The organism is Acidobacteriota bacterium (assembly GCA_012729555.1).
Classification (GTDB): Bacteria; Acidobacteriota; UBA6911; order UBA6911; family UBA6911; genus UBA6911.
On the sequence record JAAYCX010000018.1, the window covers coordinates 42,023 to 53,950 of the forward strand.

At 62.8% G+C, this 11,928-nt stretch carries 8 protein-coding genes and 2 pseudogenes; 6 read left to right on the forward strand and 4 right to left on the reverse strand.

The window, feature by feature from the left end:
• Positions 1 to 185: 185 nt before the first annotated feature.
• Positions 186 to 1,973, reverse strand: a complete 1,788-nt coding sequence (locus tag GXY47_05170; protein NLV30530.1) for a TIGR03790 family protein — start codon at positions 1,971 to 1,973, stop codon at positions 186 to 188.
• 71 nt (positions 1,974 to 2,044) lie between these two features.
• On the opposite strand from GXY47_05170, the gene GXY47_05175 reads away from it, so the two are divergent.
• A complete protein-coding gene (locus tag GXY47_05175) occupies positions 2,045 to 3,028 on the forward strand; it encodes an AAA family ATPase (GenBank protein NLV30531.1) in 984 nt (327 codons plus the stop codon).
• Positions 3,029 to 3,032: 4 nt separating this feature from the next.
• Here GXY47_05175 and wecB read toward each other — a convergent pair whose 3' ends face one another.
• The gene (gene wecB / locus GXY47_05180) at positions 3,033 to 4,100 is read right to left on the reverse strand and encodes a UDP-N-acetylglucosamine 2-epimerase (non-hydrolyzing) (GenBank protein ID NLV30532.1); all 1,068 of its coding nucleotides are present in this window, start codon (positions 4,098 to 4,100) and stop codon (positions 3,033 to 3,035) included.
• Between the two features lie 234 nt (positions 4,101 to 4,334).
• On the opposite strand from wecB, the gene GXY47_05185 reads away from it, so the two are divergent.
• The gene (locus tag GXY47_05185; GenBank protein ID NLV30533.1) at positions 4,335 to 5,621 is read left to right on the forward strand and encodes a nucleotide sugar dehydrogenase; all 1,287 of its coding nucleotides are present in this window, start codon (positions 4,335 to 4,337) and stop codon (positions 5,619 to 5,621) included.
• A 93-nt stretch (positions 5,622 to 5,714) separates the two neighbouring features.
• Positions 5,715 to 5,948, forward strand: coding sequence for an AbrB/MazE/SpoVT family DNA-binding domain-containing protein (locus tag GXY47_05190; protein ID NLV30534.1), 234 nt, complete (start codon positions 5,715 to 5,717; stop codon positions 5,946 to 5,948).
• 23 nt (positions 5,949 to 5,971) lie between these two features.
• On the opposite strand, the gene GXY47_05195 is transcribed toward GXY47_05190, so the two are convergent.
• Positions 5,972 to 7,336, reverse strand: coding sequence for a UDP-glucose 6-dehydrogenase (locus tag GXY47_05195; GenBank protein ID NLV30535.1), 1,365 nt, complete (start codon positions 7,334 to 7,336; stop codon positions 5,972 to 5,974).
• A gap of 107 nt (positions 7,337 to 7,443) precedes the next feature.
• Between GXY47_05195 and GXY47_05200 the strand changes: the two genes are divergently transcribed.
• Both GXY47_05200 and GXY47_05205 read left to right on the forward strand, forming a co-directional pair.
• Entirely contained in the window at positions 7,444 to 8,103 is a 660-nt protein-coding gene (locus tag GXY47_05200) for a CAAX prenyl protease-related protein (GenBank protein NLV30536.1), read from the forward strand.
• Positions 8,104 to 8,866: 763 nt separating this feature from the next.
• Positions 8,867 to 9,262: a protease inhibitor I42 family protein gene (locus GXY47_05205; GenBank protein NLV30537.1), complete on the forward strand. Its 396-nt coding sequence runs from the start codon at positions 8,867 to 8,869 to the stop codon at positions 9,260 to 9,262.
• Positions 9,263 to 10,227: 965 nt separating this feature from the next.
• Here the strand turns inward: GXY47_05205 and GXY47_05210 are convergent.
• Positions 10,228 to 10,326 (reverse strand): annotated as a pseudogene (locus tag GXY47_05210) (endoglucanase).
• A gap of 1,336 nt (positions 10,327 to 11,662) precedes the next feature.
• Here GXY47_05210 and GXY47_05215 point away from each other — a divergent pair.
• A pseudogene (locus GXY47_05215) lies at positions 11,663 to 11,743 on the forward strand (PEP-CTERM sorting domain-containing protein).
• Positions 11,744 to 11,928: the final 185 nt, after the last annotated feature.

Consider the following 11,928-nt stretch of genomic DNA (forward strand, 5'->3'; position numbering starts at 1 on the left):
CGGGAGCTAGCCCGCATTATTCATGAGGCTCCTGCTGCGTCGGTGCAATCGGGCATGTCCACCGCGTTGCGCTTGGTCGGATTCCTCGACGTACTGTGAGTACGCCTGCGGAATCCTCCCGGCTCGCGCCTTGTATCCACACCCACCTGCGCCGCCTCGCGACGTACCCTCATGAATAATGCGGGCTAGGGCGCCGGCTGGAGTTTCAGCCGGAGCTTCCGGACCTCCTCCCGCTGCTCCAGCTTGGGGTCGATCTCGAGCGCGCGCTGGAGGGCGACCTCGGCCGCGAGCGTGTCACCGGTTTCGGCGCTGACGATGGCGAAGTGCAGGTGGAGTTCGGCATTGCGCGACTGCCCCCGGACCGCCTCTTCGAGCAGCTCGACCGCCCGGTCGTTTTGCCCCATCAGGTGGTGGATCCAGCCCAGGGTGTCGGCCACGCTCGGGTTCTGCTTCGACAGGGCGTAGGCCTTTTCCGCCATCGGGAGCGCCTCCTCGAGGTCGTTCTTCCGCACGGCCAGGGCGAAGGCCAGGTTGTTCAGGACCACGGCGTTGTCCGGGGCGAGTTCGAGCAGCCGGCGGTAGAGGGCGATGGCCTTGTCGTGCTCCCCGGCCGTTTCGTAAAGGCCCGCCAGGAGGAGGCGGGGCGCCGCCAGGCGCTCGTCCCTCGCGACGGCCTCCTCGAGCGCCTGGATGGCCCCGGCCCGGTCCTGGCGCTGCATGCGCGCGTCGGCCAGGATCGTCAGCCGGGTGGTTTCCGGGTGGATCCCCTGGCTCGAGTAGGCCCGGGCGGAGAGGGTCTTGAGGCGCCGGGGGCCGAAGTCGGCCGGCAGTTCGGTCTGCGGGTCGAGTCCCCGGTCGATCTCCGCGGCGGCGAGGCTGCCGGTGCGGAATGGGGCCGAGAGCGGGTCCCCCACGATGACGGTCTGCCAGCCCAGGTAAGGGGTGGCCAGGTAGAACGATTCCACCAGGTTGAAGCCGGAGACGTACGCCGGAAAGAGGATGTCGGGCCGGACCGTCCCCTCGAGGAAGGGTTCGGCGACGTGGGCGCCCACGCCGGTGACGCCGCCGCGGATGAAATCGGCCGCCAGGGTGGGCGGCCCCTCCGCTTCGGCCAGGCTCCACGGCCGGTCCGATTCGGCGAAGGTACGGCCGTCGGCCCCCGCGAAGGTGCCCGCCAGGGCGCCCGGGGCGAAGTCGAAGTCGAGCCGGCGCCGGCGCACCGCGGGGTCGTTGGAGCCCCAGGAGTAGTACCCCAGCGCCCTTCCGGTGGCGGTCAGCGCCTCGGCGGTTTCCTCGAGCACCACCCGGTCCCCCATCCCCAGGGCGGCCAGCCGGTCGGCCGCCGCCTTGAGCCAGACGTCCCCCTTCTGATCGGGCGTCCCCTTCGCGTCGAGCAGGATCTTCCCCTCACGGGAGGGGGCCGCCCCCCGGTCGATCAATCCCCTGGTCTCCTCCAGGTTGTAGCCGTCGAGCCGGCTGACCAGGTAGATGTCGTGTTCGGCGTGCCGGAACTGTTTCGCCTCCTCCAGGGGGGCGTCGCCCAGAAAGTAGGGGTTCGGCACCGGCCCCTCCGAGCGGACCTGCTCGCCCGTCAAACGGCGGTAAAGGAGGGCCAGTTCGGAGTCTACCCCCGCCGCGGTTCCCGTCGGTCCCCCGCTCCCCTCGATCCGCAGGGGGATTCCCCGGGCCAGCACGATGTACAGGATCCGGTCCTGGGCCCCCTGCCGTGTCAGGTAGGTGCCTATGGGGGCGGCGATCTGGCGGTCGAAATCCTCGCGCGAAACGGTCTCCCCTTCCGTGGTCCGGACCGCGATCACGTTCGATTTGGGGATGCCGCGCTTTTCGGCGTAATAGAGCCCCGTCTGGATCGAATCGCGGCTGGCCTGGTTCATGACCACGAGCACGTTGTCGGCCGTCTGCGCGCACAGGGGAGGGACGCATAACACGAGCAGAATCAGGATTCGAACTATCATGGGGGCGATGATAGCACAATCCGCTTTTTCAAAATATTGATTCCGCGCACCGGTGCCGATAGAGTTATCTCATGTACGAGAAATTCTACGGCCTCAGGGAACCGGCCTTCAACCTGACCCCCGACCCCTCCTTCCTCTTCCTGAACCAGCGGAGCAAGGGGGCGATCGAGCAGATCCTTTACAGCATCGAACGCCGGGAGGGGTTTGCGGTGGTGGTCGGCGACATCGGCACCGGCAAGACCACCCTCTGCTGGGCCCTGCTCGAGAGGCTCGCGCGCAGGGACATCCGCACCGCCCTGATCCAGAACCCGATGCTGTCGGAGATCGAGATCCTGAAGTCGATCCTGCAGGACCTGGGGGTGCGCCCGGAAGAGCCCGGGGAGCAACCCGGCGACCCCCTCGAGCGGATCTTCGACACCGAGTGGATGCGGGGGATGACCAAGAAGCAGCTGCTCGACCGGCTCAACATGTTCCTGGCCCGGCGCGCGGAGGAGGACATCTTCACCGTCCTCATCATCGACGAGGCGCAGAACATGTCGCTCGGCCTGCTCGAGCAGATGCGGCTTTTGTCGAACCTCGAGACGGCGAAGAAGAAACTGCTGCAGATCATCTTCGTGGGGCAGCTGGAACTGGACCGGAAACTGAAGTCCCCCACGCTGCGGCAGCTCAACCAGAGGATCTCCGTCCGGTTCGAGACCAAGCCGCTTTCGCGGGAGGATACCGAGCGCTACATCCGGCGGCGGATCGCGGTGGCCGGCGGCGCTCCCCGCCTCCGCTTCGGCACCGGCGCTTTCCGCTCCATCTGGCGCCACTCCGGCGGCTACCCGCGCCTGATCAACCTCATCACCGACCGGGCGCTGCTGGGGGGGTACCAGGAGCGGGCGGGCACGATCACGCCGCGCCTGGTGCGCCGCGCCGCCCGGAGCCTGCGGGGGGAGGAAAATTCGGCCGGTTTCAGATCGGGGTGGTTCCGCCGCCTGGTCCCCTATGCCGTCTCGGCCATCGTCCTGATCGCGGTGGTCTTCTTCATGGTCTACAGGGGCCTGGCGCAGTAGGGGCTTACCGCGCCCCCCCGGAGACCACCTCCGCGATCCGCTCCCCCGCTTTCCCGTCCCAGAGCGGGGGCACCGACCCCGATTTCGCCTCGCCCGCGAGGATCTTGCGCGCCTCGGCTTCGAGCCGCTCCATGTCGCGCCCCACCAGGATATTGCTCCCCACGGTCACGGTGACGGGCCGCTCGGTGTTTTCGCGCACGGTCAGGCAGGGGACTCCCAGGTAGGTGCTCTCTTCCTGGATGCCGCCGGAATCGGTGATGATGAAGGCCGCGTGCCGCTGCAGCCCCAGAAACTCCAGGTAGCCGGCCGGGTCGGCCAGGCGCAGCCGGCCCGAAAGCTCGAGCCCCCCGATCTGTCCCAGCATCCGGCGCGTGCGGGGGTGGACGGGGAAGACGATGTCGATTTCGGCGGCGATCCGGTTGAGCGCCCCGATGATGGCGCCGAGCCCCTCCGGGTCGTCCACGTTCGACGGGCGGTGGAGCGTGGCCAGGGCGTAGCTCTTGTCGGCATGGGGGGGCGGGACCGCCTGCGGCAGGAGGCGCACCAGGGTGTCGATCATCACGTTGCCGACCAGGTGGATCCGCTCCGGCGCCACCCCCTCCCGCACCAGGTTCTCGTTGCCGTCGGCCGACGGGGTGAAGAGGAGATCGGCCACCCGGTCGGTCAGGACGCGGTTGACCTCCTCGGGCATCGTCCGGTCGAACGAGCGCAGCCCCGCCTCGACGTGTCCGACGGGGACCAGGAGCTTGGCGCAAACGAGGGCGGCGGCCACGGTGGAATTGACGTCCCCGTAGACGAGCACCAGGTCGGGGCGGACGTCGAGGATCACCCGCTCGATCCGCACCATGATTTCGGCCGTCTGCCCGGCGTGGCTCCCCGAGCCGACCTCGAGGTTGAAATCGGGGGCCGGGATCCCCAGCTGGCGGAAGAAGACGTCGCTCATGGCGGCGTCGTAGTGCTGCCCCGTGTGTACGATCGTCTGACGGACCCCGCCGCGGCGGGCCAGGGCCGCCTCGACCGGCGCCACCTTCATGAAATTGGGGCGCGCGCCGACGACGTGAAGTATCTTCATCCCTTCTCCTTTGGCTTTCGACAGGCTTTTCGGACCGGAAGGCAGTTTACTTGAACGATCTTTCGAATCCAAGGCCGCCCGTAATAGATTCCAATTTCCATTGCGGGGTTGCTACAATACCCCACCGGCCCGAAAGCCGGGACGCGGGCAAAAAATGCATGCGGGACGCGCTCCTGCCGATATGATCGTTGGCCGTGCACTACAGGCCAGGCACTGATAGGAAAGGAACCATTCATGAAGATAGCCGTGGTGGGATTGGGATACGTGGGGTTGCCGCTGTCGCTGCAGTTCGCCCGGGCGGGGGTCGAGGTCCTGGGCCTCGACGTGGACCGGGCCAAGGTCGAGGCGTGTAACGCGGGCAGGAGCTACATCAAGCATATCGAGGCGGCCGACATCGCCGCGGTCGTGAAGGCCGGGACCTTCAGCGCCTCGGACGATTTCAGCCGGGTGCGGGAGAGCGAGGCCGTGATCATCTGCGTGCCGACCCCCCTCAACAAGAACCGCGAGCCCGACATCAGCTACATCGTCGAAACTGGGAAGGCGATCGCCCCCCACATGGCCAAGGGGTGCCTGGTGGTGCTAGAATCGACCACCTACCCCGGGACCACCGACGAGGACCTGCGCGCGGTCCTGGAGGAAGGGTCCGGGATGAAGGCGGGGGAGGATTTCCACCTGGCCTTCTCCCCCGAGCGCGAAGACCCGGGCAACCCCGACAGCAAGGTGGCGCTGATCCCCAAGGTGGTGGGGGGCTATACCCCGGAATGCCTCAAAAAGGCCTCCGCCCTGTACGGGAAGGCGATCCGGACCATCGTCCCGGTGTCGAGCTGCCGCGCGGCGGAAGCGACCAAGCTGCTGGAAAACACCTTCCGCGCGGTCAACATCGCCCTGGTCAACGAGCTGAAGGTGGTCTACGAGGCGATGGACATCGACATCTGGGAAGTGATCCGCTCGGCCAAGACCAAGCCCTTCGGCTTCATGCCCTTCTACCCCGGGCCGGGGCTGGGAGGGCACTGCATCCCGATCGACCCCTTCTACCTGACCTGGAAGGCGCGCGAGTACGGCCAGAACACCCGCTTCATCGAGCTGGCGGGGGAGGTCAACACCTCGATGCCCAACTACGTGGTGCACCGGGTGGCCGAGGCGCTCAACTCCCGGCGCAAGGCGCTCAACGGTTCGAAGGTGCTGATCCTGGGGATCGCCTACAAGGCCGACGTGGACGACGACCGCGAGAGCCCGAGCTACGTCCTGATGGACCTGCTCTCGAGGCGCGGGGCCGAACTCAGCTACTACGACCCGCACGTCCCCGTCATCCGCCCCTCGCGCGAGCACTCGCACTGGGCCGGCACCCGCTCGATCGCCTGGACCCCCGAGGCGCTCCGCGCCTTCGACGTGGTCCTCATCTCCACCCAGCACGAGGCCGTCAACTACCGGGACCTGGCGGAGCACGCCGACTGCATCGTCGACGCCCGCAACGCCATGGACGGGATCCCCACCCGCCCCGGGCAGGTCTGGAAGGCCTAGACCCAATGCCGGGATTCCATGGAAACCATGGAATCCCGGCAGATTTTTCTCTACACTGGGAAGGACCAAAAGCTGCAAATCGAGGGATCCTGTATGACATCCACCGTCACCTCCAGGGGGCGGGTCACCATCCCCGTAGAAGCCCGGAAAAAGCTCCGGATCAAACCGGGGACCCGGCTGCGGTTCGTGGTGAGGGAAGACGGACGGCTGGAGGTGATCCCGCTCCTGGAATCATTGAAAAGCCTGAAGGGGATGGTTCCGAAGCCTGCGCGCAGGCTCGGCCTGGAGGAGATGGACGAGGCGATTTCGAAGGGAGCGCGCCGGTGACAAGGCGATGATTCCTCCGGGAGTCAAAGGTGCTTCAGCGCCGGCTTCCCCAGCGGGTAGACGTTAAAGCCGATCTGGTGAAGCCGAGCGTGGTCGAGCAGGTTGCGCCCGTCGAACAGAAACGCCGGTTTTTCCATCGAGGCGTAGATCTTCTCCCAGTCGAGCCCGCGGTACATCTCCCATTCGGTCATGACCGCCACGGCGTGCGCCCCGCGGGCGGCTTCGTACGGGTCCTCCAGGAAATCCACCCCCTCGAGCCCCGCGAGATCGATCTTTGCGTTCGCGAGCGCCTTCGGGTCGCTCACGGCCAGGTTCGCTCTTTCTTCGAGCAGCTTGCGGGCGACGTGGATGGCGGGGGACTCGCGCGTATCGCTCGTGTCGGCCTTGAAGGCGAAGCCGAAGAGGGCGATGCGCTTGCCCACGATGGTGTTGAACATCTCGCGGATCATGGTGCGGACGAAGCGCGCCTCCTGGTATTCGTTGATATCGAGCACCGATTCCCAGTAGCGCGCCACCTCCTCGAGTCCGTACGATTCGGAAATATAGACCAGGTTCAGGATATCCTTTTTGAAGCAGGAGCCGCCGAAGCCGACGCTGGCGTTTAAAAACCGGGCGCCGATCCGGCCGTCCATCCCGATGGCGCGCGCCACCTCGCCAACGTCGGCGTCGGTCTTCTCGCACAGGGCCGAGATGCTGTTGATCGAAGAGATGCGCTGGGCCAGGAAGGCGTTGGCCACCAGTTTGGACAGCTCCGCGCTCCAGACGTTGCTGGTGAGGATCCGTTCCCTCGGGATCCAGTTGGCGTAGATGTCGACCACCTCCTGCCGGGCCCGGAGCCCTTCCGGTGTCTCGCGCGAACCGACCAGGACGCGGTCGGGGTGGAGCAGATCGGCGATGGCCGTCCCCTCGGCCAGGAACTCGGGGTTGGAGATCACCTCGAATCGCTTCCCGTTGGCGTTGAGGATCTGCTCCATCGTCCGGGCGGTTTTGACCGGGAGGGTGCTTTTCTCCACCACGATCTTGGGGGAATCGGCAACCCGCAGGATCTGGCGCGCCACCTTTTCCCAGTACTGCAGGTCGGCCGCCCGGCCCGCCCCTTCGCCGAAAGTCTTGGTCGGGGTGTTGACCGAAACGAAGATGATGTCCGATTCCCGGATCGCCGCGTCGATGTCGGTGGAGAAGAACAGGTTGCGCCCGCGGGCCTTCCGCACCACCTCGTCGAGCCCCGGCTCGTAGATCGGCAGCCGGTCGCTCTGCCACGCCCCGATCCGCTCTGCGCTGACATCCACGACCTGCACCTTGTACTCGGGGCATTTCAGGGCGATGACGGCCATCGTCGGCCCCCCCACATACCCCGCGCCGATACACGCGATCTTTTTGGAAAACATCCGCTATTTTCTCCCCAGGCAGTTTATCGTTCCTATCGGAGGATGCAAAGAAATCAAGTATCTCCGGTTGCCGCCGATAAGTCACGAGGATAGAATAGGATCTTGCTATGTTCAATAAAATAACGGCTTCACCCCTCCTGGTCCGCGTCCTTCCCTTCGCCCTCTTCGCCGCCCTGACCATGCTCCAGGGGCGCCTGGGCCCCGATTCGCAATACTGGGTCTACGCGCTCAAGACCGCGCTCGGCGCCTGGTGCCTCTGGGTGATGCGCCCATACGTCCGGGAAATGAGATGGAAATTTTCCTGGGAGGCGGTCGTGGTCGGGGCGGGGGTTTTCGCCCTTTGGGTAGGGCTCGACGGGCACTACCCGCTCCTGGCCGAGCGCTCCAGCGGTTTTAACCCTTCCGCCGCCTACGGTCCCGGCAGTCTGCTCGCCCTCTTCTACATCGCCGTCCGCACCCTCGGCTCCACTCTCGTGGTCCCGCCGCTCGAAGAGGTCTTCTACCGCTCCTTCGTCTACCGCTACCTGGTCCGGCCCGATTTCCTGGGTGTCCCGCTCCGGCACTTCAGCGTGCGCGCCCTCGCGATCACCGCCGTCGTCTTCGGGATCGGCCACTTCGAGTGGCTCCCCGGCATCCTCTGCGCCCTGGCCTACCAGGGCCTGGTCCTCTACAAGAACCGGCTGGGGGACGCGATCACGGCCCATGCCGTCACCAATCTCCTGCTCGCCCTCTGGGTCGTCACCCGCAGCCAGTATCAATTCTGGTAGGCTGGGCAATCCTCGTCGGCCTCCCGCACCATTTCCGGCGTCAACGGGGGCGCATTTTTCGAAACCGAAAACGAAGGGATCTGCTCCTTCCTCCGCTTCGAGATCCTGCTTCCGGCTTCGGTCATCCGCTCCGGTAGCCGCTTCGGGTCGGCATTCCCGCACATTCTCTTTTTCATAGGAAATATTATAATGCTTTGGCGTCCAGGGAACCATGAAATCCGCGCAGGGGTAATTTTCTCCAGCACTCCGGCCAAAACAAGCCCATGGCAGGAAATCAACAGTTCGGTGACTGGAGTCACACCCGCATCCTCCCCCTGTCCGATACGGGAAAGCGTCAGTGTATTGAAGTCTCAATCGCAGAGGTGAGAAATGGAAACGGATAAGGAACTGAAATTATCCGCTGTTTTATGGCTGTGAATTGTCACCCCCCTCGGGTCCGGCCGCCCGAATCCATCACGTGAGGCGACCGGACCCGGGGGCTTCCTTTCCCATTCTTCACTTCCTTGACTCCTTCCCAAGCCCGTTTTTACGAAAAAATTAATGGAATAGTTCATTCGGGTGACATCCGTCACACAGCCCCCGCGCTTCCGTCCGATAAGTTCAGCGTCCCCGGAAACCGGTCCGGGGACGGCGGCCGATTGGCCGCCGGGCCTTTTCGGAGGGATGTATGAAGTCGGGTAACTCCCACTCTTTCTTTATGATAACCGCACTATCGGGGCTCTTGTTCGCCACCACCGCAGCCTGCGCTCAAAACAGGACCAGCATGAACCAGGACACCGGCGCGAAAACCCAGGCTGAGGTCTCACAGGCGGACGGGGAACAGAACGGTCCCGTCATCGTCGTCGACAAACAGTTCAATAACCGCGAAATCAAGGTGAGAAAAGGCGGCCTGTTTGTGGTCGAGCTCGAGCAGCTGGGGTCGGCCGGCTACGAATGGGTGGTATCGGAACTCGACGAGACTTCCTTCGAAATCGTGCAGGTGGACACCCTGGAGGAACCGCAGCCCGGCGACGTCACCGGCGCCCCGGTCACCCGGCAATGGCGGATCCGGGCGAAGAAGGAAGGGAATCCCTCCATCCGTTTTTTGCATCGCAGGCCCTGGGAAGGTCCGGAAGAAGCTTCGGACCGCTTCGAACTCAAGGTCCGAATTCTCCCCTGAGGAATATACAAGGAGACAACCATGGTTTCAGTAAGTGGATTGAAAAAATTGATGAGTCTGACGCTGGTGCTTTTCCTGGCGTTCGGCGCCACGGCGGTTTTCGCCCAACCCGACGAAGAGGTCGAAAACATCCGGCAGATGATCAAGGCCAAAAACGCCCGGTGGCACGCCGACAAGACCTCCGTTTCCGGACTGTCCCTGAAAGAGAAGAAAAAGCGGCTTGGCGGGGAGGAATTCGAGGACCTGATGGCGGCCTCGCTTTCGTCGGACGTGGCGGCTCCGATTCCCCAGGTCACCGGCCTCAACGGCACCCTCGACTGGCGCAATGTCGAGGGCACGGCCTACGTCTCCCCGGTCAAGAACCAGGGCTCCTGCGGCAGCTGCTGGGCTTTCGCCACTGCCGCCGGCCTCGAATCCCAGGCCATGATCAGCACGGGCGGCCTCCCGATCGACCTTTCCGAGCAGACCCTGGTGTCCTGCAGCGGCGCTGGTTCCTGCACCAGCGGTTCCATTGGGGTCGCTTCGAACTTTCTCCGGGATGTGGGAATCCCGGTGGAGAGCTGCTTCAAGTACACGGCTAGCAACAATGTGTGCACCAATGCCTGCCTGAACTGGCAGGACGCCGCCTATCGGATCACCGGCTGGCATGTGGCCAGTACCAAGACCGTCACCGTTGACGACATGAAGAACGCCCTGTACTCCTATGGGCCCTTCATTGCGACAATGCTTGTTTACAACGACTTCGCTTCCTATCGCAGCGGGGTTTACAGCTATACCACCGGGTCGTATCTTGGCGCCCATGCGGTTCTTGTAGTCGGATTCGACGATGAGCAAAGGGCGCTGATTGTTAAAAACAGCTGGGGAAGCGGCTGGGGGGAGGCGGGATATTTCATGATCTCCTATGATGAAATCGGCGGCACAAGCCGGTTCGGGTACTCCACCATGGTTTATGACGGATACGCTGGAGACCCGGACCCGGAGCCTGCCCCGGCCCCCATTATCGAGCCGGATCCCGAACCGGCGCCCGAGCCCGAACCGGTTCCCGATCCGGCTCCGGAGCCGTGCACCCTTTCCCTCTCGTCGAGCGGGACTACCTTCAAGGCCGCGGGCGGCAGCGGCAGCTTCACGGTCTATATGTCCGGGTCCTGCTCGGCCGCATCTTTCAGCGCCATATCGAGCGCCTCGTGGGTGACCATCAGTTCGATGCAGAGTTCGAATGGCAGCGTGAAGGTAACCTACTCCGTTTCAGTGAACAGCGGCGTAGCCCGAGAGGCGAGGATTGATATTTCGGGCCAAATCCATAACGTAAAGCAGCTTGCGGCAAAGGTCTTCAACCGCAACAAGCCGGGAAAGGCAAATATTGTCAAAAAGCCGTCAAAGACAAGAAATGCCAGCGTTACAAACAGGGTGAGCAGGACAATCTGGTAGGCTGAAACCTGAAGTTTATGCAGTAAACAAAAGGGTGCGGCCATGCCGCACCCTTTTGGCTTCGACCGAACCAATTCTCCTGGCGTTCATCCCCCCTTGTGATCGATTCGCCATTTTTCAGGAGTTTTTGGCCTGGTTTCGAGCGGATTCCTCTCTCGCCCCACGCAACATATCCCACAAAAATCCAGGAATGTAAAATATACCGTCACTTTTGGAGGATTTCTCTAAACAAGCCAAATAAAACGCTCCATTCCCTGCTCGGGGGAGGATGAGCGTAAAGTATTTAAAACATACGAGATCGAAAATCATTCCCCAGTCGCAGATATTTTGCGCACCATGAAGGGTGTCGAATATTTTTACAGTCCGTCCGAGGGTCTCCCGCCGAAATTCAATATTGTCAAGACATTGCCTGATTGGAAGAATAATTGCTTAAAATTGTTTGGAAGTTTGGATGAGAAATATCGGGACGGAGGAACTGAAATGAATAAATCATTGATGGTTTTGGGAATAGCGCTCTTCGCATTGTTCGTGGGCACGGCCGCCGCGGATCCGATTGTCTACGATGAAGGTGGTAACTACTACCTTCCGGCTGCTACCGGAGAGGAGACCAGCCAGGCACAAATTAATGTCGCCATTACGCCTTACTGTTCATCTCCCGCCTGCACGGAATTGTACAAAGAAAATGTCGGCGATGGCTACGATACGGGCACGTATGCTGCTTCTTACGAAACAGAATTTTTCAATGACCCCGACGATCCGCAGGAAGCCACGATTACCTATGTCGCACCTCCGCCCCTGGTGGATGCTATGTTCCTTCTGGTCAAGGATGGGAATCATGACCCGGCATGGTATCTCTTCAATATCGCGGGGTGGGATGGTGTGGATACCCTGTACATGGAGGATTTCTGGCCGGGCGGTGGGGCGATTTCCCATGTTACTCTCTATGGCGGCGGCGGTACAGGGATAACGATCGTTCCCGAACCGGGTTCGCTCCTGCTTCTAGGTACTGGATTTATCGGACTGGCGCTGGCTTTGAGGCGGCGGCAGAGATAAATCTGGCTCACCCGAAACCACAATGGAAAAAGGCCACCGTGAGGTGGCCTTTTTTTTGCCTGTTCCAACCACTCCCCGTTGTCGATAAAACCCCTGGGAGGGACTATGAAAAGACCACGGGCGTGTTTTGCTACAGCCATCTATGCGATGTTTATCCTAAATCATGCCATTCTTTTTGCGGATCC

Excerpts from the sequence above, each read along its gene's own strand:
- GXY47_05185 (NLV30533.1), top strand. The coding sequence starts at position 4,335 with ATGAAGATAGCCGTGGTGGGATTGGGATACGTGGGGTTGCCGCTGTCG.
- GXY47_05200 (NLV30536.1), top strand. The coding sequence starts at position 7,444 with ATGTTCAATAAAATAACGGCTTCACCCCTCCTGGTCCGCGTCCTTCCC.
- GXY47_05205 (NLV30537.1), top strand. The coding sequence starts at position 8,867 with ATGAACCAGGACACCGGCGCGAAAACCCAGGCTGAGGTCTCACAGGCG.
- GXY47_05170 (NLV30530.1), bottom strand. The coding sequence starts at position 1,973 with ATGATAGTTCGAATCCTGATTCTGCTCGTGTTATGCGTCCCTCCCCTG.
- wecB (NLV30532.1), bottom strand. The coding sequence starts at position 4,100 with ATGAAGATACTTCACGTCGTCGGCGCGCGCCCCAATTTCATGAAGGTG.
- GXY47_05195 (NLV30535.1), bottom strand. The coding sequence starts at position 7,336 with ATGTTTTCCAAAAAGATCGCGTGTATCGGCGCGGGGTATGTGGGGGGG.
- GXY47_05175 (NLV30531.1), top strand. The coding sequence starts at position 2,045 with ATGTACGAGAAATTCTACGGCCTCAGGGAACCGGCCTTCAACCTGACC.
- GXY47_05190 (NLV30534.1), top strand. The coding sequence starts at position 5,715 with ATGACATCCACCGTCACCTCCAGGGGGCGGGTCACCATCCCCGTAGAA.